Raw genomic sequence first — 22,968 nt, 5'->3', positions numbered from 1 at the left:
GGTGTTAGAGCTAAAAAACGTATGTAAAAGCTATGAAGATTTTGCAGTGAAAAATATAAGTTTTACATTACCACGCGGATATATTATGGGATTTGTCGGACCGAATGGGGCCGGGAAAAGTACGACGATTAAAATGATTATGAATTTAATTAGAAAAAATAGCGGCGATATAAAAATTTTTGGCAAGGACAATAAGAAAGCCGAAAAGGAAATAAAACAAAATATCGGCTTTGTATATGATGAAAATCATTATTACGAAGATTTAACGTGTGAACAAATGAAGCGTATTATTGCACCGTTATATAAAAAGTGGGATGAAGAGCAGTATCAATCGTATATGCATAGATTGCAAGTTCCGAAGTATAAAAAAATTAAAGAACTATCAAAAGGGATGAAAATGAAATTTGCGATTGCCATCGCGCTCTCGCACCACGCAGAATTTATCATCATGGATGAACCAACAGCAGGATTAGATCCAGTTGTTCGAAGTGAATTACTTGATATGTTGCAAGAAATTGTAATGGAAGATGAAGTATCCGTATTATTCTCAACGCACATTACAACAGATTTAGAGCGCATTGCAGATTATATTACGTTTATCAACGATGGAGAAATTATATTTACTGGTGAAAAAGAAGACTTAATGGAGAACTACGTAATCGTAAAAGGAAGTAATGATTTATTAGATCGAGAAGGAAAAGAACTATTTGTTGGATTACGAAAAAATAAATTTGGTTTCGAAGGTTTAGCGAAGGATAAACAAGCAATTATAGACTGGTTTGGAAATGAGGTTGTACTAGAAAAGCCTACATTAGATGATATTATCGTTTACACGGCGAAAGGGAGAAGTGCTTATGCGTCAGCTCGTATATAAAGATTTGTTCTTTTTTCGGGTGATGTGGTTAGTGAATTTTGTTATGCCCCTTTTGTTTTTTATGTTAGAGCCAAGTGGTGAATTTTTATTTCCGATGAGTTGTCTATTTATAACCCTTTCCTCAGTTATGACGCTAACCTTTATGGATGAAAGGAATAAAAGTGACATTATTATAAATAGTTTACCAGTAAGTCGGAAGGATATCATTATTGCTAGATATATTTCCTGTGCAATATTTATTGTCGGTGCCATGGTTTCAACTATGATAATTGTATTCCTTTTAAGAGGTATCGCTGTTATTGATGATATTGGTGTATATCATCCTAATTTTTATATTGAAATTCCATGGTATGTAGTGGGAAGTGGAGTGATTTATTCTTTAGTATTTGTGGCGACATTTTTTCCTAGTTATTATGGTACAAAATCAAAGGGCATGAGAAGTATAGTATCAGCGGCAGCAATGGGGATTGGTGTACTTCTTTGGATGTTTATTAGTGATGATCTGAACCAAGCTACACCATCATTTATAAATTGGATTATGAATCCATTACATTTTGGCATATTTATAGTTGGATTAATCACACTAGCTAGTGTCTATATCATTTCTATGTTTCTTACAATTAAAATTTATGAAACGCGTGATTTATAGAGAGGAGAATTCATATGCAACAGTTGATTTTGAAGGAGTTTTTTTTACAGAAGAAGATGTTTCCTTTCTATTTTTTAATCCCTATTTTATCTATTTTTAAGGATTCCGTCGAACCAATGGGGATTGCAATAGGATTATTTATAACATGTAGTACGATTATATATATTTCTTTTTATTATGAAGAGAAAAGTAAAGCAGAAAAAGTATTAGTGAGTTTGCCTATAACGAGAAAAGAAATAGTTATAGCTAAATATATTTCAAGCACATTATTTATTATGGTTGGTTTGAGTGTAACTTTTATAGTCGTAATATTAGGAAATATTTTATTGGGCAGGGATATAGTCATGCCTGGATATGCAGTGTTTTCAGCAATAGTAGCAACTTTGATCTATTGTATTGTAACGATACCTGCTAATTACATTGGAGGATATAAAGCTACTTCTGTTTTGAATGTTATTATGGTTTTGCCTTTAACAGGTATGATCGGTCTTATGTGCAATGTTTTTGGTGATAAAACAATTATGTTAAAAGTACTTCAATCTGAAGATGCTACGCTAGCAATGGGTGTTCTTGGAATCGGAGTGTTAGTAAGCATATTCATATCAATGATTCTCTCAATGAAAATGTTTCAGGAGGTAGAGTTATAGAAGGGACATTTTCATATTAGGAGGTGTAATACATGATCAAGCAACTAGTTTTAAAAGATATGATGTTGCAAAGAAAGTTAGGGTTTGTTTATCTTATATGTTTCTTGTTCCTACTCATTGTTGATTTTCGCAGTGATAGTTTTTTGATGACATTTAGCATGTTTGTACCTGCTCTTGGCATAATACTCTCAATGAGTTATGAGGGGAAAAATAAAAGTGAAACGATAGTAAATAGTTTACCGTTTGAGCGTAAAGATATTGTAATAGGGAAATACATATTTGTAAGTGTTTTAGTTGCTCTAGGTGGATGTTTCTCACTAGTGGTTGGTTTCATACAGTTACAAAATGAACATATGACTGGATTTATGCTGTGGGGACAAATTCTCGGTGGTATAACAGGTGGGGTTGTTTGTAGCATAATTGTACTTCCGATTGAATTCTCAGTAGGATATAGCAGTGCCAAACAAATTGCTCCGTTCGCCGGACTTGCATTGGGGTATTTAAGTGGACTGATTGTCAGTAACGTCTGGTTAGATGTAGAGAACGCTTGGAGCACGAGTCTAGTCGTAAATATTTGTTTTATAGCAGGGCTCATTCTTTTGTATGTTATGTCCATGTTTTTCTCAATTCATTTGTACAATGAACGTGATCTGTGAGAGGGGGAAAATAGCGTTGAAACAACTAATTTTAAAAGATTTTATCATTCAATGGAAGTTTTTAATTTGGTACATACTGTATCCTGTTTTCTTTTATATGGCCTTAACAGATACGGAAAATCTGTTCATAATTATGTCCGTAATTATTACAATTGGAGCAACAGTAAAAACATTTGAAGCAGATAGTAAAAATGAGAGTGAAGTCATAGTAAATAGTTTACCAATATTAAAAAAACAAATTGTGTATGCGAAATATATAGTAGCAATTATTATTCTTTTTATAAGCGTAACGGTCGGTTGTTTTACGATGGGAATGAAGAATGGGGTTAACCTATTTGAATTTATTGAAACGACAATGGTTGCTAGTATTAGCTTTATTTTAGTGTATTTAAGCTTTGTTCTACCAATATCCTTTTGGTTAGGGTATAAGAAAACTATTTTTATTACGATAGTAATATTCATGGCACCGATAGTTGTTTTAGAAGCTTTGTTTCAAATTAACTTGGAACAAATTCAACTATATAATAACGTGTTATTCATTAGTTCCATATGCATGTTCATAGTATCTATCTTCGTTTCAGTGAAATTGTATGAGAAGAAAGAATTTTAAAAGGTGCCCTATAAAAGGCACCTTCTTCAATAACGACAATAGGAAAGTAAAAGTTTATAAACAGAGAGATTACTCGGTACAACATCTTTCGGAGTATGTAATATAAAGCTGAAAACGATAACGAGAATGAGAAAGAGGAAAAATAAAAATAGGATCTGCTTATGTACGGAATTTTGCATATTATTCACTCCTTTTTTAGGTAGTATGTCCAAAAGAAAGGAGTGTATGAAACATTTTAGGAGGGGAGAATGATGAACAAAAGAAAATGGTTATATAGAATAGGGGTATTTTTCGTTTCAATCGGTCTCATATTAGCAAATGTTTATTCAGATATACCACCGTTATTTCCTAGTTTGCATAAAGGGGTTGGTATAAGTATTGCCATAGTCGGTCTGTTTTGTCTTATCACATCAAACTTTTATAGAAAGTCTGAATGAATATAAAAAAGGACAGTTACTCTTTTTCAGAAGAACTGTCCTTTTTAAATAACTTATTCCATAGCCTGGCGATATTCCATATAATGACGATTGCAATGGAGGCAATAATGGACCAGACGATTGATATTATTTCAAGTGTCATGTTAGGAAGGAATGTGAGAATGGATACTACTTTATGAAACAACCATTCTATTATGTGAAAACTGATTTGTAATAGAATGACGATACCAAGTGTGATCCATGCTAACAGTTGCTTCCCTTTTTCTTTCCACATGACATTCACCTCACGTTAGCTTAATAGTTTTAAGCCAACAGCGCCACATAGAATGCAGCTTAAGAAAGCAAGACGACGCCAATCCGCTGATTCGCGGAAAATAAGGATGCCTAGAAGTGCACTTCCGGCAGTTCCGATTCCAGTCCAAATCGCGTAAGCAGTTCCCATCGGTAATGTGTTCATCGCAAGGGATAAGAAGAAGAAGCTTACGCCGAAGTTAGCGATTAAAATAACTTTTGGTGCCCAGCCTTTCTTTTCAGTGGCTACTTTCATAAAGAGTACACCAATAATTTCACAAATACCAGCTAGAATTAAAAATACCCAAGCCATTTTATGCGGCCTCCTTCGCTTCTTTTTCTTCTGTTACTCGCTTTAAACCAATTACGCCAAAGAAGATTAAACCAATTAATAATACTTTTACGATAGAGAATGGCTCTCCGAAAACGAAAATTTCTGTAAGAACGATTCCACCAGCTCCAATTCCAGTGAAGACTGCGTATACAGTACCAACAGGTAAATCTTTATAAGCTCTAAATAATAAGACGAAACTAATTGTAATTAATAACGCAACACCAGCCCATTCAAGTGGAGCCTCCGCGTGTTTTAATCCAATTACCCAAAAGATTTCAATAATACCAGCTAAGATTACATAAATCCATGCCATATGTCATTTCTCCTTCCTACCAGTCGTTAGGTAAAGGGCTTAAAAACGACGCATTGCAAAGGAGCAATCCGTCAGTTTGAAAGTCCACGCCAAAATACTTTCCAAGAAGCGTCTAAACGTGTCTCAAAACGATTTAAACCTGCGTATAGTAGTTCAACCATAAGACCGTCAAGTAAGCATAGAAAAGCCTCTAAGGCGTCTTTTACTTCAATGTTATGCAACTCATCTTGTTCGCTTGCTCTTTTAAATACAGGGAATAAAAGTTTTCCGACGTTTTCAATGTGTACATTTGCTTTATTAATAATTTGTTCGCGAAATGCATCAGGTGGAAAATAAGAAGTTCGTAACCAAAACATTGATTCTTCACTTTCACCAAATCGTTTTGCATAGCCCTTTAGTAACTGTAAGAGCAATTCTTCAGTAGACGAATTGGAAAACTTTTCGATATCGCCTGTGAAGCTCTGTAAATCTTTTTGAAGAGCGGATTCTAAGCATATAAAATATAGCTCTTCTTTTCCTTTAAAGTGTGCGTAAATTGATGGTTTTTTAATCCCGACTTCTTGAGCAATATTTGCTAATGAAGTTCCTTCGTAGCCGTAGCGTGCGAAATGAGAAAGTGCTACAGCTTTAATGCGGTTTGCTGTCATTTTCATCCCCTACCTACCGTTCGTTAGGTTTATTATATGCGAGTAAAAATATAAAGTCAATAGGTGAAGAGCTGAAAAAGAGCGCTATAGGTAACGCTCTTTTTAGACAGTATCTCGTTCAATTAAATGGAATGAAAGCTCTTTTGCGTTCCCGATAATTTGCTCGCTTTGGATTTGTTTATGGAATAAAGAAAACGCATGTGAGCCCATTTCGAGACCGGGATGTTCAATTGTTGAAATTTCTAACGCCTTTGAAATTTCATGATTATCAAATCCGAGGATAGCAAGATCTTCGGGTACTCGAAGACCTTGCTTTCGAGCCTCTGTTAATAAACCTGCTGCAACTTGATCGTTCGCTGTAAAAATAGCGGTTGGACGATTTTTCATGTTTAAAATACGATGGAGTATTTGTGCACCGTCTTGCATTGTATAGCATTGATGAAAAATCCATTCGGGATGTAACGTTTTGCCTTCGTTACGAAGTGTATCAGCAAACGCTTTTTCACGTTCCATAGAATTTACACTTGTTTTTCTTGCTAAGCAAATCCCGATTTTTTCATGACCTTTCTTGAGTAAATAGGCGGTGCCGAGACGGAAGCCTTCATAATGATCTACGTAGACAGATGAAATGAGGGGGTGGTGCATTTTTTCGCATGAAATAATAGGAGCAAATTTTGCGAAAGGTTCAATTTGTTCCCATGAACTCGTTCGAGAGCAAATAATCATCCCGTCGAATTGTTTCATTTTCATCATTTCCAGAACACGAATTTCTTCGATACTATCGTAATTCGTTTGACATAAATTAATGTGATATCCAGCTGCTAACGCTTCGTTACCGATTCCTTCAATAATGGTACTGAAGTATGGAAGGTTAATGAAAGGGAGCATAACACCGATCGTATATGTTTTTCCTTTTATTAAATGAATAGCATTTATATTTTTGGCATAGTTCAATTCTTCAACAGCATCTAGAACACGCTTACGTTTTTCTTCTTTTACGTAAGGGTGATTATTCAGGACGCGAGAAACAGTTGATATGGATACACCAGCGGTTTTTGCAATTTGTTTTATATTGGCCATATGTATCACCTCTTCCCCTTATTATAAAGGGAAAATAATAAGAATGAAAAAATCTTGACCTGAAAAGCTTTTCACAAACTATGGTATGAATAAGGCTTCTTTTTATTCGCGTAACCTTTTCACTTGGGCGTAAGAATGATAGAGGTCTTTTTGTTTGCAAAATAGTTTTGTCAAAATGTGTGAGAATAACGTGGAAAGTTTTCAAAGGTGGAGCTTGGTGGCGAAGCGAATATGAAGAGCATATAAACGCTTCGTTCGTTAAGAGGGCGGTATGAAAGGGCGGAAACAAATTGAAAAAAAGGATCATTTGTTTCGTGTTTTCTAGTTTCGTACTAAGTTCATGTTCGTTTCAGCAAACGATGCAAGAAGAAAAACACTTTGTGGGAACAACAGGGGGAGCTATGGATCGTGTTACGGATCCAATTCCGCTGAAGGAGCTTTCGAAATATTTTCCAGTGAAATTTAAAGTTCCGGCATTTTTACCGTATGACATTACGAGTGATGTGAAGGGGGAAGTCAGAACGATTGGAAAAAAGAAGGCTGTTGTCATGATTAAATATAAACAGCAGGAGTCAGGTAGAAATGAATATATTGAGTTAAATGTTGCGAACTTTCCTTATAGTTTTCCAGATCTCGTGGAAGAGAAGCGATTTCAAGAACAAATGAAATTGAATAATGGAGCATTCGCTTATTTTAAAAATAAGAATGACTCTGAGCGAGGAGATGAATTTGCTGCACTTATATGGAAAGAGAAAGGACTTGAATATCAGCTGCTGTATCGTAATGCACAAGAAAATGATAAAGATGTGATTAAGAAAAATTTAGTATACATTGCAAATAATATGGAATGAAAAAACTAGCTGAATCATTCAGCTAGTTTTTGTATGTTATTATTTCTTTTTAATTTTTCCAGTCCACGTTTTGAATCCACCTTGTAACTGGTAGAAATCTTTGTAGCCTTGTTTCTTTAAGTATTGAGCCGCACGACCAGTACGGAATCCGCTTTGACAGTATAAGTAAACTGGTTGATCTTTACGAAGTTCTTTATGACGAAGGCGAATTTGTGATAACGGAATGTTACGTGCGCCTAAAATATGCCCTGCAGTATATTCGTCTGCTTCGCGAATATCGATAAGCTGTGCTTTACGGTAGCCAGCGCGAAACTCTTCTTCTGAAAGTGTTGTAATTAATTTCTTCTGATAGAAATACATCCATACAGTGTAACCGATGAACGCTACGATTACGGCTAATAAAATAATCCAAGTTGTTGACACGATTCTATCGCTCCCTTTTTTCTTATCCTACTTTCAATATTATAATGCCCGTATGTATTTATGCAACAGATTCATTTGTATATAAGAAGAAATTTCGTATTCTTTCACAAATTTTGTCGAATTTGGTAGACTAGAGAATGTGAAAAATAATTGGTTATATGAGGTGCAGGATGGGAAAAGAAAAATGGTGTTATATTAACTCTGGTCAATGTTCACCGGCATTTAATATGGCGTTAGATGAATGTTTATTAAATTGGCAAAGTGAAAAGAAAATGCCACCAACCATTCGTTTTTACGAATGGGAAGTACCAACATTAACAGTCGGGTATTTCCAACGTGTTGAAAAAGATATTAATATGGATGTAGTTAACGAAAAGAAATATGGATTCGTTCGTCGTCAAACAGGCGGCAGGGGTGTACTACATGATAAAGAATTAACGTACAGTGTTATTGTGTCTGAAGATCATCCAAATATGCCAAAAACAGTTACAGAAGCGTATCGTGTTATTTCGCAAGGTTTATTAGATGGTTTTAAAGCATTAGGGTTAGAAGCGTATTATGCAGTTCCAAAAACAGAAGCAGATCGTGAAAATTTGAAAAATCCACGCTCAGGCGTATGTTTTGATGCACCGTCTTGGTATGAAATTGTAGTAGAAGGAAGAAAAATCGCAGGTAGTGCGCAAACACGTCAAAAAGGCGTTATTTTACAGCACGGGTCGATTCCATTAGAAATAGATTTAGATGAGTTATATGATCTGTTTTTATTCCCGAATGAACGTGTGAAAGAACGTATGAAGAGTATGTTCTCTTCTAAAGCGGTAGCAATTAATGAATTAACAGACCGTACGTTTACAATCGAGCAGTTAATTAAAGCGTTTGAGGTTGGGTTTGAAAAAGGATTAGATGTAGAGCTTGTTCCGTATGAATTAACAGAAGAACAATTACGTGAAGTGCAAACGTTAGCAAAAGAAAAGTATGAAAGTAAAGAGTGGAATTATAAAAAATAAGAGATGGCAATTGCCACCTCTTATTTTTTTTATAGTAAATTAAGTACTTTTTCTACTTTGATTCCTTTATCTTGTAAAGAACGAAGGCGATTGACAACGTCCATAATTTCTTTGTCAAATGTAACGCTAATACCTTGGCTTTGTAATTCTTCTTTTAAGCTTTCAATAGAATCATCTATGTCGATGCCAAGCTCGTAATCTTGACAAACTTCAATTGTCTTTTTCACGAGTTTCACATAATTTTCTTGTAGTTTTGAATTTGTTTCAGTCAAAGCAGGTTGCTTCGGTTTTGCAGGCGCGACCGGCGTTGTCTCTTGCTTTGTAACTGGAGTTGGTACTTCTCGTTTCACAGGTGCTGGAGTAGATAATTCCACAGCTGCTTCTACACTTACTGGCTTCGGTGCCGGAGTAGGCTTAGGTGTTGGTGCTATAGCAGGTGTTTCCACACGTGTAACAGGCTTTGGAGCAGGTGTAACTGCTTTTGGAGCTTCTACAATTACTTCTTTTTTCGGAGTAGCTTCTACAACTGTTTCTTCTTGTTCAGCAGCCTCTTTATTTTCTTTACTCCACATAACGCGTTCTATTTCTAGAGAAACATTATTTTTGTTCATCGCTGTTAATGTAACTTTACCAACTTCAGCGTTTCCAGTGAAATCAACAATTTTATAAATAACACTCTTGTTCCAATCCACGTTTCCGCTCAAAAATAATTCTTCGTTACATTTCGGCGTTAAGCCCTCGATTTTAATTTCTGCGTTTACACCGTTTTCACTATATACCATAATTAGCGAAGCATTTACATCTTCGTCTGCTAACATTAGTTCACGTACCATTTTGCCGGTGCGTACTTGCGTTTTCTTCTTAACTGACATCTAATTTCTCCTCTCAAAAATTCAGTAATAATAAAAAAATCGTATAACGAAAAATAATTGCTCACGAAGATTTATGATACCGATAATAAAAGCATCACGTCAACAATTAACTTTAATTATTTTGCATTTTTCTTATTTTCTTTATGAAATTTTTCAATTTGTAAAATTAGACAGAAGAAAAACAGCCTGTTGAAGGGCTGTTAAAATTTAGATGTTTTATATAAAAATTTGTATAAAATATAAAAAGAAAGTGTAACAAGGGCACCTTGCAAAATAGACAAATTATAAAATAAGTATGGTCGTGTTTTGAAAAATACGTTTGAAAAAACTGATAAGATAAAAGGTATAAATACTGATAATAAGAGGAGTACTTTTTGTTTCCAGGAAACCATTATTGTAAAAGAAAAACGTCTAAATAAAGAAAAAGTTATGAAAGCGCCAATTGCTAAAACAATAGCAGATAATATTGTTCCAGGAATACTAAATGGAATTCCTGAAGTGTTTGTATTTGAAAATAATTTTTGCATAAGAGTAGTGAATGTATCGTATCCAATTTGAACAGCTAATAATAAACTAACTGCAAACCCAATAACGGCAGCTTGTTGGAAAGAATTTTGATGTTCCGAAGACTTAATTAATTCATCGCAGTACGCTTTTAAATCTTCTCCGAAAATGTCATGTGCAGTTTTACCGTCTTCTTGCGCTTCTAAAAGATGATCCAATATTTCTAAAAGTAATTCTTCCATTTGTTTTTGTGGAACGCTAGTAAGGCGTAAATAAATAAGCATATCACCATAAGCAGCTTCGTTTTCAGCTGTTAATAACTTTCTTTTTTCATTGTTTAACTGAACCATTTCTTTTTCGGTCATCGTATCGTTACTCCTTTTTAAAGTCTAAATATTCTCTTTTGAAGAAGATTTTGTATAGTGCATAGCAAGAGATAGCCAGTAAAGCGCCAATCCAAGGTGAGATTTGTAATGTAGTATAGGGCTGTTTCATAAATAAAAAGGAAATACCGATTAATAGTATCCATAGGCTATGGCGTATGAAAAATCCTCCAATATGCCTCCAAATAGTTGTTTTATTTTTAAATAAATCAGTATTTATAAAATCGAAAACAAAACGTATCATAAGATGTACGGACAATATAAATGCAAGCAGATAAATGAAATCGATGTGTACAAATTTAAAACGTCCTTCATTTGAAAATAAGGGAAATACCAATGCAATTACGGAAGAAACAGTAAAATATATTGCTAACAGGTAACTAGTTATAAATAAAGGAATCGATAATTGTTCCCATAAGCTTTGTTTCGGTAGGGCAGCAATTAGTTCGTCACAGTATGCCTGTAAGTCGTCGCCAAAAATGTCATAAGCACTTTTTTCTTCTTGCTGGGCTTCAATAAGGTGATCGAGAATTTCGATTAGCAATTCTTCCGCGTGGTATTCTGGTACTTTAGCTAAGCGAATGTATATTAACATGTCACTATAGGCGGTTTCATTTTCTGTAGTTAATAATTTACGCTTTTCGTTATTTAGTTCGATTAAATCTTTCGCTTCCATCCTCATCACTCCCCCTGTAATAAATTGTTCACCGTTGTTGAAACCATTCCCCAGCTTTGTTTAAATTCTTCAAGCTGTTCTAATCCTTTATCCGTTACGTGATAATATTTTCTCTTTGGCCCAAGTGAGGAGGCTTTTAATGTTCCTTCAATCAATTTCTCTTTTTGCATACGTAACAATAACGGATATATGCTTCCTTCACTTACGAATGTAAATCCGTGTTTATTTAATTTTGTACTCAGTTCATATCCGTACACTTCTTCTTGTGAAATGATGTATAGGATGCAGCCTTCGAGTACACCTTTTAACATTTGGCTGTGCATGATTTCACCACCTTTTACTCAGGTAACTTGCTGTGCAAGGTAGCTGTTATCCGAATTGTAACATTCAGTAACTTGCAACGCAAGTTACTGAGGTGGAAAACTTTAATGCGTTTTAATTTTTCTATGTTCCCCATACTAACGAGAGGAGGGAAGCGTATGAAACCATTTATGCCAAAACTCGTTTACTTTGAACCGAAGGCACTTGAATATCCACTTGGAAAAGAGCTATATGAGAAGTTTACGAAGATGGGATTAGAGATTCGTGAAACGACATCCCATAATCAAATTCGAAATTTGCCGGGTGAAAATGATTTGCAAAAGTATCGTAATGCAAAAGCGACGCTTGTCGTTGGGGTGAGGAAGACATTAAAGTTTGATACGTCAAAACCGTCAGCTGAATATGCAATTCCACTTGCAACAGGATGTATGGGACATTGTCATTATTGTTACTTGCAAACGACACTTGGGAGTAAGCCTTACGTTCGCGTGTATGTGAATCTTGATGAAATATTTGAGAAGGCACAGCAATATATGGATGAAAGAGCACCTGAAATAACAAGGTTTGAAGCTGCTTGTACATCAGATATCGTTGGGATCGATCATTTAACACATGCATTAAAGCGGGCAATCGAATTTATTGGAGAAAGTGAGCATGGGCGTTTACGTTTCGTTACGAAATATTCGCACGTTGATCATTTGTTAGATGCAAAACATAACGGGAAAACTCGTTTCAGGTTTAGTATTAATTCACGGTATGTGATTAAAAATTTTGAGCCGGGGACGTCACCCTTTGAAGAGCGTATTGAAGCAGCACGTAAAGTAGCAGGTGCTGATTATCCACTTGGTTTTATAGTTGCGCCACTTTATATGCATGAAGGATGGGAAGAAGGATACCGTGAATTATTTGAACGACTGTACAATGCACTAAAAGATTTGTCCATACCGAATTTAACATTTGAATTAATTCAACATCGCTTTACAAAACCAGCAAAAAAGGTCATTCAGGAGCGTTATCCGAGTACGAAGCTTGAAATGGATGAAGAGAAGCGTAAATATAAATGGGGACGATACGGCATCGGGAAATACGTATATAAAAAAGATGATGCGGAAGTATTGGAAGAAACAATAAGAGGATATATATATGAGTTTTTTCCTGATGCAGAAATACAATACTTTACTTAAGAGGAGTCTGTATACAAATACAGATTCTTTTTTGTTTTATATATTTAGGCTTGTTTTCAACTTGTCACGTTATTCTTTCTGGTGTATCATTTTATTGATTGCTTCGTACGGAATGAGCAAAATGAAATTGGATGGAGGAAACCGATGCCTACCCCTAGTATGGAAGATTATATTGAACAAATTTATTTGTTGATTGATGAAAAGGGTTATGCCCGCGTATCTGATATTGCTGAAGCGCTGAGTGTACATCCATCCTCTGTAACAAAAATGGTGCAAAAATTAGACAAAGATGAATATCTAATTTATGAAAAATATAGAGGGCTTGTATTAACATCAAAAGGTAAAAAAATCGGAGAACGTCTCGTATACCGTCATGACTTGCTAGAGCAATTTATGCGTATTATCGGTGTGGATGAAAGTAAAATTTACAATGATGTAGAAGGAATTGAACATCATTTAAGCTGGGAAGCAATTGACCGCATTGGTGATTTAGTGCAATACTTTGAACAAGATGAGGTTCGAGTGGAAACCCTTCGTGGTGTTCAAAAAGCAAATGAAGAGAAAAGTAATTAAGGGGAACGTATGTCGTTTCCTTTTTTATTTCAACTGAAAAGGATGGGAGAATTATGAAAGCAATTATTTTTGATTTTGATGGATTAATTGTGGACACAGAAACAATATGGTTTCACTCTTTCAGAGACGCCGTTCGTGAGTATGGCGGGGAGTTACCTTTAGAAGAATTTGCAAAATGTATTGGAACGACAGATGATGTACTGTATGCATATTTAAATGAGCAATTAAAAGAGAAGTTTAACAAGCATGTATTAAAAGAAAAAGTGAAAACTTTACATAAAGAGAAAATGAAAATAACAGAAGCTCGTGACGGGGTAAAAGAATACTTACAAGAAGCGAAAGAAATGAGATTAAAAATCGCATTAGCTTCTAGTTCATCTAGAGAATGGGTTATTCCTTTTTTGGAAGAGCTACAAATTCGAGATTATTTTGAAGTCATTAAAACGAGAGAAGATGTTGAAAAGGTAAAACCAGATCCAGCACTTTATCAAATTGCAATAGAAGAGTTAGGGATTGATCCGTCTGAAGCTGTTGTATTTGAGGATTCATTAAACGGATTGAAAGCAGCGATTGCGGCAGGGTTAACGTGTGTTGTTGTACCGAATGATGTAACACGGAATTTACCCTTTGAAAATCATCACCTTCGAATTGAAAGTATGAAAGATAAAAGTTTGAAAGAAGTGCTTCAAAGTATAAAAAAAGACCGTATTTCCTAAAAGGAAGCACGGTCTTTCTTTTTTGTCTTTTTACCTTCAATGACAGTTAAATGAGATTGTTTTCTTTTACGCTTCAAAGTGGAAGGAGTGCCTTTTTTCCCTTTGTCATTAGAAGCGTTTGATTTAAAGAAAGAATTGCTTAGGGGTGCTACATTTTGTTTCCCATGTTTGCGGCTCGATTGTTTTGCAGCACGCTTATATGAGCTTTGCGAATTTGCAGAACCACTAGAGTTTGTAAACATTTTGTAGAGTAAATAAAAGATACCAACGACAGCCAACATGATACCAATATTTCTTAACACTCCCATTGGATCTGTAATGACAGATGAAACAAGGCCGAATATTGCTAATCCGATAATAAGCACAAATATAGCGAAAGTAAACGAACGACCGTTCATAAGGAACACCTCCTAAAAACATATATTAAAATTAGTATATTAACGATGAGGAAAGGAGTTGAACACCATTTTTAAATAATTATTGTTTGTTTTCTAAACGTAATAATTCTTCAAACGATGCAATGGCTACTTCCACTTGATCATCTGTTGGTTCTTTCGTTGTTAATAGTTGTAGCCATAATCCGGGATATCCAAGTATGCGTAATACTGGAATATCGCGTAATCGATTCGTAAATTGTAACACTTCAAAAGAAATGCCGAGAACGACTGGAATTAATAAAATTCGGTTTACCACTCTGGCCCAAAGTGGATCTGTAGGGACAAGGAAATAAACAAACATTCCAATAATGACTGTAAATATAATGAAGCTACTGCCACAACGATAATGAAGGCGAGTTTGTTTTTGAACATTTTCTACAGTCAATGAAAGATTATTCTCATAGGCATTAATTACTTTATGCTCCGCACCATGGTACTGAAATACCCGCTTAATGAGTGGCGTTAAAGAAATAAAGTATATATAGCTCAATAATAGCATGAGCTTAATGACACTTTCGACAATGATTTGCCCTGTATGAGATGGGAAAATCGGTCTCGTTAATTCAGCTAGTAATGCAGGAACTGCTGTAAAAATGACTTTACCGAATATGAAAGATAAAACGCCAACAGCTGCAACTCCTAATACCATCGTTAACTTCGATTGTTCTTCTTTTTTATTTGCAATTTGTTCGTCTTCTTCTGGGTGAACATCAAATCGTTCTGAAGCAAAGTTTAAATGTTTTGCCCCGTTCGCGCTTGCATCCACAATAGCGGCAATCCCTCGTAAAAATGGAATTTTTTTTAGGATAGATAATGCTTTATTACGAACGCGTGGTAATCGATAAAATTCAATCGATTTATCTTTACGACGAACCGCTGTAACAGTATATTCTCTACCGCCAAACATAACTCCTTCTATGACTGCTTGCCCGCCATATATTTGTTTTGACTCTTCTGCCATGTTATTAACACCAACCTGTATTTGTTTCTCTCTTATGTAGAAAAAGAGGCAATTGTCATACTGGGTTCTGTCGTTTTGAAATAAGACAATCACCGAGTTTCCTTTATTTTATCGACAAATACAAGTAGATGACAAGGAAAAATGTTACGAGAGTCGGACATTTCTTATTCTTTTTATAGACAAATTTCGCAGTATTTAAACATGGTTCAAAATAGTTTCGGGCATACTATTGAGCGGAGGTGTCGATGTGAGTCAAGAACAATTAGGAACAAGGAATTTTGTACAAATTGGTTTATTTGGTGGACTGTTTTGGGGAGGGATATGGTATTTCCTTCATATATTTTCATTTACAGAAGCGGGGCCGAACTATTTACTTTTACCATTTGCCTTTGGAAGCTGGAAAGAAGGGGTATGGGGAAATGTGTCAGGAATTGTTTGTATGGGACTACTTTCGATTTTAATTGCCTTTTTGTATAAAGCGTTTTTGGCAAAGTTTGAAGGGATTCTTCCAGGGATGATTTATGGTCTATTTTGGTGGGCGTTACTATTTTTCGGAGTAGGGTTAATAGCACCTGCTATTAAAAGTGCACTCCATTTACCGAAAGAAACAATTGTGACGACAATATGCATCTTTATATTGTATGGTGTGTTTATAGCATACTCTGTTTCTTACGCAGTAAATACCAATAAAGCCGAGCGAGAAGGGGAAGAGAAGACAAACTATTCAAACAAGTAACTCCTATGTTAAAATGTTATATAGACATTTAATATTAAGGAGTTTTAAGCATATGAAAAAGGTACTCCTCGTAAACGGTCCTAACCTAAATCGCCTCGGTGTCAGAGAGGTAAATGTATATGGAAAGGGCACGCTAGCGACACTTGAAGCAGATATGAAGCAAGAAGCAGAAACAATGGGAGTAGAGTTAGAATGTTTCCAATCGAATCATGAAGGTGCGATTATCGATCGTATTCATGAGGCGGAAGATATATATGAAGGGATCATTTTAAATCCTGGAGCATTTACGCATTATAGCTATGCGATTCGAGATGCAATTGCAAGCATTTCGATTCCTGTTATTGAAGTACATATTTCTAACATTCACCAGCGTGAGTCGTTCCGTCACGAATCTGTGACGGCAGCTGTTTGTGCGGGACAAATTGTTGGATTTGGTTTTTATGGCTATAAGTTAGCGTTATTTGCATTAATGGAGAAATTGAGGGAGGCATAAAGTAATGGAGAAAATCGAAAGATTAAGAAGTGCATTTGATGAGGCTGGTATTGACGGTATTTTGTTAACAAATGAACATAGTCGTAGATATATGGCTAACTTCACAGGAACAGCTGGTGTTGTACTCCTTTCGAAAAACCGTGCTCAATTTATTACAGATTTCCGTTACGTAGAGCAAGCTACTAAACAAGCGGTTGGATACGAGATTGTACAGCATGCAGGACTAATCATTGATGAAGTTGCAAAGCAAGTGAAAGAATTAGGAATTCAAAAGCTTGGCTTTGAGCAAGATACTCTTACATATAGTTCTTATTCAGCGCATAAAGAAGCAATCGATGCTGAATTTATCCCAACTTCTGGGCTTGTAGAAAAGTTACGCTTGATAAAGACTGATTCAGAGATTAAGATATTAAAGGAAGCTGCACAGATTGCAGATGCTGCCTTTGAACATATTCTATCATTCATTCGCCCGGGAGTATCTGAAATTGAAGTGTCAAATGAACTTGAATTTTTCATGAGAAAACAAGGAGCAACATCTTCTTCGTTTGATATTATCGTTGCTTCAGGTCTTCGTTCGGCATTACCGCACGGCGTGGCATCTGAAAAAGTGATAGAAACAGGAGATTTCGTTACATTAGACTTCGGCGCTTATTACAAAGGATATTGCTCTGATATTACTCGTACGATAGCAGTTGGTGAACCATCTGATAAATTGAAAGAAATTTATAATATCGTTTTAGAAGCACAATTACGTGGTGTGAACGGTATTAAAGCTGGTTTAACTGGCCGTGAAGCGGATGCGTTAACGCGCGATTACATAACGGAAAAAGGATACGGTGAATACTTCGGACATTCTACTGGTCATGGAATCGGTCTTGAAATCCATGAAGCACCAGGTTTAGCATTCCGTTCTGATACAGTACTTGAACCAGGTATGGCTGTAACAGTAGAACCAGGTATTTATATTCCAGGTATTGGCGGCGTACGTATTGAAGATGATATCATTGTAACAAGTGAAGGTAATGAAGTAATTACGAAATCACCAAAAGAACTTATTATTTTGTAACATACAGGAGGATTTTTTTACATGATTTCAGTAAACGATTTTCGTACAGGTTTAACAATTGCAGTGGATAATGGCCTTTGGCAAGTACTTGATTTCCAGCACGTAAAGCCAGGTAAAGGTGCTGCATTCGTTCGTTCTAAACTACGTAACCTTCGCACAGGTTCTGTTCAAGAGAAAACATTCCGTGCAGGTGAGAAAGTAGAAAAAGCACACATCGAAAACCGTCGTATGCAATATTTATACGCAAGCGGTGAGGCTCACGTATTTATGGATAACGGAACTTATGAGCAAATCGAACTTGGTGAAAAACAAATCGAGCGCGAGCTTAAATTCCTAAAAGAAAACATGGAAGTATCTATTATGACTTACCAAGGCGAAGTACTTGGTGTTGAACTTCCAAACACAGTTGAATTACAAGTTACAGAAACAGAGCCAGGTATTAAAGGTGATACTGCTTCTAACGTAACAAAACCAGCTACATTAGAAACTGGCCTTGTTGTACAAGTACCAATCTTCATTAACGAAGGAGAAACACTTATCATCAACACTGGTGAAGGTAAATACGTTTCTCGTGCATAGTAGAAAAGCACTCGTGATTATCACGAGTGCTTTTTTTATAGAAAATAGGGCAGATAATGAATAGTGGTTATTATAAAACTGAAAGCCGTAAGACTAGCAGCGCCTGTTGTGTAAGGACCCCATGTCATTTGAAAAGGTTTTACCGTACCTGTTTTATATATAGTGTGATCAATGTTGTTATTTTGATTTATATTTAAAGCAATGAGCCAGATTGCCCCGAATATCGCTAAACTACCAAGAAAAAAGGCCTCCATAAATGACCAACCGACCAATAATGAAAAAAGATAAATAAGAGCTACTTCTACTACAACGGTTAAACTAATTTTCAATATCTTCATATTTTTCCTCCTCCTTTTGTAGGTCTAGCCAATTGAGAAAGTTCTCACGTGACACAACATGTAGTACACAAGAAGATTTTACTTCATTCTCTAAGGCAGAATGTTCATCAGGGAACGTATCTTCCACATGCAATGAAATATAAGGGAGTTTTTCTTGTGCTTTTAACGAGCGAATATTATTCGTTTTAGCACCAGCAAATACGTAGGAAAGTTGTAAGTCTAAAAAAGCAATCTTAAAAATTTCTTTTTTAGCAGCCTCATTATATCCTTTTCCTCAGTACGGATAGCCGAGCCAACTACCAATGTGAGATTGTTTCTTCTCGTAATTAATATGTTTAAGTGTGGTGAGACCAATTATTTCATTCTCTTCATTTACAATCACTCTCGATAAAGACTTCTTTTGGCGTTCTTCTTCTATGGCGAAAAGAAGGAATGCTTTCGTGTCTTCGATTGTTTCTACTTTTATTCCTAATGCGTTTTTTACATGTGGATCACTTGATAGCTTGAAAATCACATTTGCATACCGGAAATCGAGTGGTAATAAAGTAACTCGTTGCATTATTTTCCCTCCTTTTCAATAAATATACCATAAAATACCATAATTATTAAGAATATTCAAATTATTATAGGCGGTAGATAAAAATTATGTTTTTAATTCTGAAATAGACAACCTCTGCATATGGTTGTACAAATATATTCTTTTTTGGAGTGCAGCACTAGTAACCGTTATGGGAGAAGGTGGGAGAATGAAACAGTGGCTAGCGGCAATGGAAACATCTGTGCTTGTAATGGGGCTGCTTCGGTTGTTTTCAGGTAGCGCGGAAATATTCGCCGCTTTGCTTATGCTTTATGTGAATGATGCGAAGAAAGCATTGTTTATAAATGGTATGTTGGCGTTTGTTGGACCGACCGTATTAATTTTAACAATGACAATAGGCATAGCGAGTGTGGCAAGTGAGATCTCTTTCTTGAAACTCTTTTTTCTAGCGCTTGGAATTGGCTGTATTTTTATCGCGTTGTTGAAATAAGTAAGTCGAGTATAGTGGGGCGAAGATGATGAAAGAAGTATTAGAAGTTTTACCAAAAACGATGAAGCAGTTAGTGGAAAATTGTAAGCAGTACGATGCTCTAGAGGAAATCCGTGTTCGAATTGGAAGACCGCTAGAGTGTATTGCTCAAGGTGAAGTGTTTTTTTATGACTATATCGTTACAGCAGAGGATGCTATTTACTTATTGAATAAGTTAAGTCACTTCTCAATTTATACAATGGAAGAAGAATTAAAGCGTGGGTATGTGACACTCCGAGGTGGGCATAGAATAGGCTTAGCAGGAAAAGTTATTACAGAAAAAAGCACAGTGAAAATGATTCGAGATGTCTCTTCTTTTAATATTCGTATTGCTCGTCAAAAAATAGGCATTGCTGAACCACTTTTACCGTATTTGTATGAATCACGATGGTTAAACACGATGGTAATTGGCCCGCCACAAACGGGAAAAACAACACTTTTAAGAGATGTAGCGCGTTGCATGAGTCAAGGTGTAAGTACTTCGAAAATTCCTTCTTGTAAAGTCGGGATTGTTGATGAACGGTCAGAAATTGCTGGCTGTGTGAAAGGCATCCCGCAATATGACTTTGGCACACGAGTAGATGTGTTAGATGCATGTCCAAAAGCTGAAGGAATGATGATGATGATCCGTTCTATGAGCCCAGATATATTAATTGTGGATGAAATTGGTCGTAAAGAAGATAGTGAAGCAATTATGGAGGCTGTACATGCAGGGGTTCAGCTTTTTATAAGTGCACATGGATTTTCCTATGATGATGTTGTGAAACGCCCATCATTAAAGGCAGTGCTAGAGCTCGGCATTTTTGATAGGTTTGTGGAATTGTCAAAAGCAAGAGGGCCAGGAACAGTTATGCAAGTGAAAGATAAATATGGAAAACCGGTATTACCTCATAGAAAGGCTGAGGGCGTATGGTGAAAATATTTGGTGCAGTGTTAATCGTTGCGGTCAGCACCTTTTTCGGGTTTTCATACGCCAAAAGATACAGTGAGAGACCGAGGCAACTTAGATTATTAAAAGCGGCACTGCAATCATTAGAGGCAGAAATTATGTATGGGCATACACCATTGTCTGAAGCCGCTGAGCGATTAGTGAAACAAATGCCGAAGCCGTTAAATTGGATATTTCAAAGTTTCGCTAGCAGGCTAGAAAGTGGAGAACAAACAGTTAGAGAAGCTTGGATAGATAGTTTGAAAGAAAATTGGAAGCTAACAGCATTTCAACAAACTGAGTATGAGATTTTGCAGCAATTTGGTGAAACGCTCGGACAACATGATCGTGAATCACAACAAAAACATATTCGGTTATGTATTACACATTTAGAGAGAGAAGAAGAAGAAGCGAAAGCATTACAGCTGCAATATGAAAAGATGATTAAGAGCTTAGGAGTACTAGCGGGGCTACTTATCGTAATTTTACTGCTATAGGGGGGAGAAAGGCGATGTCCATTGATGTTGGATTAATATTTCAAATCGCCGGAATCGGCATTGTTTTAGCTTTCATTCATACTGTACTAAAAGAATTAAAGCGTGAGGATATTGCAAATTGGGTTATCCTCGTCGGTTTTGTCGTTATTTTATTTCATGTCGCATTTTTAATTAATACACTATTCGACAAGATTAAAAGTGTCTTTCTCTTCCAGTAAAGGGGGCGGTTCGAATCGAAATTATACAAATTGTCGGATTAGGCCTCGTTGCTACGTTTTTAGCAGCTGTATTGAATCAGCATAAATCTAGCATTACGTCATTATTTATTGTGTTCGTAGGTAGCGTAATGTTCCTTCTTTTAATTGATCAAATTCACGCTATTTTACAAATGATTGAGAGAGTAGCGAGTGAAGCGAAAGTTAGCAACGTATATGTAGAAACGTTGCTAAAAATTATTGGGATTGCTTATATCGCTGAGTTTGGAGCGCAAATTACAAAGGATGCAGGGCAGGGGGCAATCGCTTCGAAAATTGAATTAGCTGGAAAGATTTTAATTCTCGTTATGGCAATCCCTATTTTGACGGTTGTAATTGAAACTATTCTCGGATTTTTACCGACGGGATAAGGGGGAGTGAATGTTGAGGGGGTTTGGAGCTAAGCTGCTATTTGCTTGCTTCCTTTTCTTTTCTTTACCGGTTGTTGTACAAGCTTCTCCTGTAGAGACAAACGTCGTTGATCAACAATTGGATAAGCTCGGAATTGAAGATGTGAAGCAATTTTGGGACGGGCTTGTTACAAAATATGGAGGTTACTTACCAGAGAGTCAAAAAGGTAGCTTTATGGAGTTTGTAAAGGGAGAAAAAGAAATCTCTATAAAAGAGTGGATGCTAGGTTTATTAAAGTACTTATTTCACGAACTTGTTGCAAATGGGAAACTACTCGGAACGCTCATTATGCTCACAATTTTTAGTGCATTGTTGCAATCACTGCAATCTGCATTTTCAAAGAGTAGCGTAAGCAAAATAGCCGATGCAGTTGTATATATGGTACTGATTATTTTCGCTTTAAATAGCTTTTATGTCGTTATGACATATGCAAGAGAAACGATACAAACAATGGTAGATTTCATATTAGCGTTATTGCCTATCTTGCTTGCACTCATAGCGACAGGCGGTGGTGTTGTATCCGTATCGTTTTTTCATCCGATTATCATCTTCTTAATGAATACGAGTGGGCTTTTGATGAATTATATCGTTCTACCACTTTTATTACTTGCAACGATATTAAGTATTGTAAGTACGATGAGTGATCAATATAAAGTTACGAAATTGTCCAAGCTTCTGCAAAACGTTAGCGTCGGGATTATCGGTATCTTTTTAACGATTTTTTTAGGCGTATTATCTGTACAAGGAACAGCGACAGCTGTTGCTGATGGAATTGCTGTGAAAACAGCTAAATTTGTAACAGGAAACTTTATTCCCGTAGTAGGAAGAATGTTTACAGAGGCGGCGGATACAGTTATTAGTGCGTCGGGATTATTAAAAAACACAGTCGGAATTATCGGACTCGTCATTCTATGTTTAATTGTCGCTTTTCCAGCGATTCAAATTTTTTGCATTGCATTTATTTATAAGTTCGCAGCAGCAGTATTGCAACCAGTTGGCGGCGGAGCAATTATTCAATGTTTAGATATCATTGGACGGAGCATTATTTATGTATTTGCTTGCTTAGCTATCGTATCGTTTATGTTCTTTTTAAGTATCACAATTATTATTGCTGCGGGGAATATTACACTTATGATGCGGTAGGAGGTGAAGA

34 protein-coding genes and 1 pseudogene are annotated in these 22,968 nt (G+C 36.0%); 21 read left to right on the top strand and 14 right to left on the bottom strand.

Annotated elements, in window-relative coordinates:
• Position 1: 1 nt before the first annotated feature.
• From ACTFRN_RS03805 to ACTFRN_RS03780, 6 genes are all read left to right on the top strand, one after another.
• On the top strand, positions 2-874 hold the full coding sequence (locus ACTFRN_RS03805) for an ABC transporter ATP-binding protein (protein WP_000891300.1): 873 nt from the start codon (positions 2-4) through the stop codon (positions 872-874).
• On the top strand, positions 855-1,523 hold the full coding sequence (locus ACTFRN_RS03800; protein ID WP_074567436.1) for an ABC-2 transporter permease: 669 nt from the start codon (positions 855-857) through the stop codon (positions 1,521-1,523). Before ACTFRN_RS03805 ends, ACTFRN_RS03800 begins: the two co-directional genes overlap by 20 nt.
• A 14-nt stretch (positions 1,524-1,537) precedes the next feature.
• Entirely contained in the window at positions 1,538-2,170 is a 633-nt protein-coding gene (locus ACTFRN_RS03795; RefSeq protein ID WP_001186548.1) for an ABC-2 transporter permease, read from the top strand.
• Between the two features lie 32 nt (positions 2,171-2,202).
• Positions 2,203-2,826, top strand: a complete 624-nt coding sequence (locus ACTFRN_RS03790) for an ABC-2 transporter permease (RefSeq protein ID WP_000595367.1) — start codon at positions 2,203-2,205, stop codon at positions 2,824-2,826.
• Entirely contained in the window at positions 2,810-3,436 is a 627-nt protein-coding gene (locus tag ACTFRN_RS03785) for an ABC-2 transporter permease (protein ID WP_440038033.1), read from the top strand. The genes ACTFRN_RS03790 and ACTFRN_RS03785 overlap by 17 nt, the downstream gene beginning before the upstream one ends.
• 248 nt (positions 3,437-3,684) lie before the next feature.
• Entirely contained in the window at positions 3,685-3,873 is a 189-nt protein-coding gene (locus tag ACTFRN_RS03780; RefSeq protein WP_014893516.1) for a hypothetical protein, read from the top strand.
• A gap of 16 nt (positions 3,874-3,889) precedes the next feature.
• On the opposite strand, the gene ACTFRN_RS03775 is transcribed toward ACTFRN_RS03780, so the two are convergent.
• From ACTFRN_RS03775 to ACTFRN_RS03755, 5 genes are all read right to left on the bottom strand, one after another.
• The gene (locus ACTFRN_RS03775; protein WP_074567435.1) at positions 3,890-4,147 is read right to left on the bottom strand and encodes a DUF3975 family protein; all 258 of its coding nucleotides are present in this window, start codon (positions 4,145-4,147) and stop codon (positions 3,890-3,892) included.
• A 15-nt stretch (positions 4,148-4,162) separates the two neighbouring features.
• Positions 4,163-4,477, bottom strand: coding sequence for a DMT family transporter (locus tag ACTFRN_RS03770; protein WP_000312623.1), 315 nt, complete (start codon positions 4,475-4,477; stop codon positions 4,163-4,165).
• A gap of 1 nt (position 4,478) precedes the next feature.
• Positions 4,479-4,811 carry a DMT family transporter gene (locus ACTFRN_RS03765; RefSeq protein ID WP_000312349.1) on the bottom strand — a complete coding sequence of 111 codons (333 nt, stop codon included), beginning with the start codon at positions 4,809-4,811 and terminating at the stop codon, positions 4,479-4,481.
• Positions 4,812-4,882: 71 nt separating this feature from the next.
• Complete coding sequence (locus ACTFRN_RS03760) at positions 4,883-5,464, bottom strand: TetR/AcrR family transcriptional regulator (RefSeq protein ID WP_003267456.1); 582 nt, start codon at positions 5,462-5,464, stop codon at positions 4,883-4,885.
• Positions 5,465-5,560: 96 nt separating this feature from the next.
• Positions 5,561-6,538, bottom strand: a complete 978-nt coding sequence (locus ACTFRN_RS03755) for a LacI family DNA-binding transcriptional regulator (protein WP_001273957.1) — start codon at positions 6,536-6,538, stop codon at positions 5,561-5,563.
• Positions 6,539-6,852: 314 nt separating this feature from the next.
• Between ACTFRN_RS03755 and ACTFRN_RS03750 the strand changes: the two genes are divergently transcribed.
• Positions 6,853-7,389: a hypothetical protein gene (locus ACTFRN_RS03750; protein ID WP_041184575.1), complete on the top strand. Its 537-nt coding sequence runs from the start codon at positions 6,853-6,855 to the stop codon at positions 7,387-7,389.
• Between the two features lie 39 nt (positions 7,390-7,428).
• On the opposite strand, the gene ACTFRN_RS03745 is transcribed toward ACTFRN_RS03750, so the two are convergent.
• Entirely contained in the window at positions 7,429-7,812 is a 384-nt protein-coding gene (locus tag ACTFRN_RS03745) for a rhodanese-like domain-containing protein (protein ID WP_000108655.1), read from the bottom strand.
• Positions 7,813-7,982: 170 nt separating this feature from the next.
• Here ACTFRN_RS03745 and ACTFRN_RS03740 point away from each other — a divergent pair, with 170 nt between their 5' ends.
• Positions 7,983-8,819, top strand: a complete 837-nt coding sequence (locus tag ACTFRN_RS03740) for a lipoate--protein ligase family protein (protein ID WP_000514083.1) — start codon at positions 7,983-7,985, stop codon at positions 8,817-8,819.
• A gap of 29 nt (positions 8,820-8,848) precedes the next feature.
• On the opposite strand, the gene ACTFRN_RS03735 is transcribed toward ACTFRN_RS03740, so the two are convergent.
• The 4 genes from ACTFRN_RS03735 to ACTFRN_RS03720 form a co-directional block, all read right to left on the bottom strand.
• Positions 8,849-9,691 (bottom strand): hypothetical protein, encoded by an 843-nt coding sequence (locus tag ACTFRN_RS03735; protein WP_044793817.1) that lies wholly within the window; start codon positions 9,689-9,691, stop codon positions 8,849-8,851.
• Positions 9,692-9,891: 200 nt separating this feature from the next.
• Complete coding sequence (locus tag ACTFRN_RS03730) at positions 9,892-10,560, bottom strand: DUF1129 family protein (protein WP_000136524.1); 669 nt, start codon at positions 10,558-10,560, stop codon at positions 9,892-9,894.
• A 7-nt stretch (positions 10,561-10,567) separates the two neighbouring features.
• On the bottom strand, positions 10,568-11,254 hold the full coding sequence (locus ACTFRN_RS03725) for a DUF1129 family protein (protein ID WP_074567444.1): 687 nt from the start codon (positions 11,252-11,254) through the stop codon (positions 10,568-10,570).
• A gap of 5 nt (positions 11,255-11,259) precedes the next feature.
• Positions 11,260-11,577, bottom strand: a complete 318-nt coding sequence (locus tag ACTFRN_RS03720; RefSeq protein WP_000556083.1) for a PadR family transcriptional regulator — start codon at positions 11,575-11,577, stop codon at positions 11,260-11,262.
• Positions 11,578-11,733: 156 nt separating this feature from the next.
• Between ACTFRN_RS03720 and splB the strand changes: the two genes are divergently transcribed.
• The 3 genes from splB (at position 11,734) to ACTFRN_RS03705 (ending at position 14,048) form a co-directional block, all read left to right on the top strand.
• Positions 11,734-12,759 (top strand): spore photoproduct lyase, encoded by a 1,026-nt coding sequence (gene splB, locus ACTFRN_RS03715; protein ID WP_000802117.1) that lies wholly within the window; start codon positions 11,734-11,736, stop codon positions 12,757-12,759.
• 144 nt (positions 12,760-12,903) lie between these two features.
• Positions 12,904-13,332: a transcriptional regulator MntR gene (mntR, locus tag ACTFRN_RS03710; protein ID WP_001143073.1), complete on the top strand. Its 429-nt coding sequence runs from the start codon at positions 12,904-12,906 to the stop codon at positions 13,330-13,332.
• Between the two features lie 53 nt (positions 13,333-13,385).
• Positions 13,386-14,048: an HAD family hydrolase gene (locus ACTFRN_RS03705; protein WP_124878167.1), complete on the top strand. Its 663-nt coding sequence runs from the start codon at positions 13,386-13,388 to the stop codon at positions 14,046-14,048.
• Here the strand turns inward: ACTFRN_RS03705 and ACTFRN_RS03700 are convergent.
• Positions 14,045-14,446 (bottom strand): SA1362 family protein, encoded by a 402-nt coding sequence (locus ACTFRN_RS03700; RefSeq protein ID WP_061661232.1) that lies wholly within the window; start codon positions 14,444-14,446, stop codon positions 14,045-14,047. The two genes, ACTFRN_RS03705 and ACTFRN_RS03700, sit on opposite strands and share 4 nt — an antisense overlap.
• A gap of 79 nt (positions 14,447-14,525) precedes the next feature.
• Positions 14,526-15,446: a DUF1385 domain-containing protein gene (locus tag ACTFRN_RS03695; protein WP_000807112.1), complete on the bottom strand. Its 921-nt coding sequence runs from the start codon at positions 15,444-15,446 to the stop codon at positions 14,526-14,528.
• A gap of 247 nt (positions 15,447-15,693) precedes the next feature.
• Between ACTFRN_RS03695 and ACTFRN_RS03690 the strand changes: the two genes are divergently transcribed.
• The 4 genes from ACTFRN_RS03690 to efp are packed head-to-tail and all read left to right on the top strand — an operon-like array spanning position 15,694 to position 18,320.
• Positions 15,694-16,182, top strand: coding sequence for a YqhR family membrane protein (locus ACTFRN_RS03690; RefSeq protein WP_000076898.1), 489 nt, complete (start codon positions 15,694-15,696; stop codon positions 16,180-16,182).
• A gap of 52 nt (positions 16,183-16,234) precedes the next feature.
• Positions 16,235-16,675, top strand: coding sequence for a type II 3-dehydroquinate dehydratase (gene aroQ, locus ACTFRN_RS03685; RefSeq protein ID WP_000757087.1), 441 nt, complete (start codon positions 16,235-16,237; stop codon positions 16,673-16,675).
• 4 nt (positions 16,676-16,679) lie between these two features.
• Positions 16,680-17,741, top strand: a complete 1,062-nt coding sequence (pepQ, locus tag ACTFRN_RS03680) for a Xaa-Pro dipeptidase (protein WP_074567432.1) — start codon at positions 16,680-16,682, stop codon at positions 17,739-17,741.
• A 21-nt stretch (positions 17,742-17,762) separates the two neighbouring features.
• The gene (gene efp, locus ACTFRN_RS03675) at positions 17,763-18,320 is read left to right on the top strand and encodes an elongation factor P (RefSeq protein WP_000626508.1); all 558 of its coding nucleotides are present in this window, start codon (positions 17,763-17,765) and stop codon (positions 18,318-18,320) included.
• 35 nt (positions 18,321-18,355) lie between these two features.
• Here efp and ACTFRN_RS03670 read toward each other — a convergent pair whose 3' ends face one another.
• On the bottom strand, positions 18,356-18,658 hold the full coding sequence (locus ACTFRN_RS03670) for a hypothetical protein (RefSeq protein WP_049112501.1): 303 nt from the start codon (positions 18,656-18,658) through the stop codon (positions 18,356-18,358).
• Positions 18,639-19,217, bottom strand: a pseudogene (locus ACTFRN_RS03665) (GNAT family N-acetyltransferase). The gene ACTFRN_RS03670 and the pseudogene ACTFRN_RS03665 overlap by 20 nt, the downstream one beginning before the upstream one ends.
• Before the next feature lie 187 nt (positions 19,218-19,404).
• Between ACTFRN_RS03665 and ACTFRN_RS03660 the strand changes: the two are divergent.
• From ACTFRN_RS03660 to spoIIIAE, 6 genes are read left to right on the top strand one after another with little or no spacing between them, the layout of a single operon-like run.
• Positions 19,405-19,686 carry a YqhV family protein gene (locus tag ACTFRN_RS03660; RefSeq protein ID WP_000816054.1) on the top strand — a complete coding sequence of 94 codons (282 nt, stop codon included), beginning with the start codon at positions 19,405-19,407 and terminating at the stop codon, positions 19,684-19,686.
• Positions 19,687-19,714: 28 nt separating this feature from the next.
• On the top strand, positions 19,715-20,641 hold the full coding sequence (spoIIIAA, locus tag ACTFRN_RS03655) for a stage III sporulation protein AA (RefSeq protein ID WP_000665886.1): 927 nt from the start codon (positions 19,715-19,717) through the stop codon (positions 20,639-20,641).
• Positions 20,635-21,150: a stage III sporulation protein SpoIIIAB gene (spoIIIAB, locus tag ACTFRN_RS03650; protein WP_000238697.1), complete on the top strand. Its 516-nt coding sequence runs from the start codon at positions 20,635-20,637 to the stop codon at positions 21,148-21,150. Before spoIIIAA ends, spoIIIAB begins: the two co-directional genes overlap by 7 nt.
• Before the next feature lie 14 nt (positions 21,151-21,164).
• The gene (gene spoIIIAC, locus ACTFRN_RS03645) at positions 21,165-21,368 is read left to right on the top strand and encodes a stage III sporulation protein AC (RefSeq protein ID WP_000020914.1); all 204 of its coding nucleotides are present in this window, start codon (positions 21,165-21,167) and stop codon (positions 21,366-21,368) included.
• A 23-nt stretch (positions 21,369-21,391) separates the two neighbouring features.
• Positions 21,392-21,775, top strand: coding sequence for a stage III sporulation protein AD (gene spoIIIAD / locus ACTFRN_RS03640; protein ID WP_077317075.1), 384 nt, complete (start codon positions 21,392-21,394; stop codon positions 21,773-21,775).
• 10 nt (positions 21,776-21,785) lie between these two features.
• On the top strand, positions 21,786-22,958 hold the full coding sequence (gene spoIIIAE / locus ACTFRN_RS03635) for a stage III sporulation protein AE (RefSeq protein ID WP_000943695.1): 1,173 nt from the start codon (positions 21,786-21,788) through the stop codon (positions 22,956-22,958).
• Positions 22,959-22,968 lie beyond the last annotated feature (10 nt).

Origin of the sequence: Bacillus cereus group sp. MYBK245-2 (genome assembly GCF_051916145.1) — a bacterium.
In the GTDB taxonomy this organism is placed as follows: Bacteria; Bacillota; Bacilli; order Bacillales; family Bacillaceae_G; genus Bacillus_A; species Bacillus_A pacificus.
This window is presented reverse-complemented; position numbering and strand designations above follow the sequence as displayed.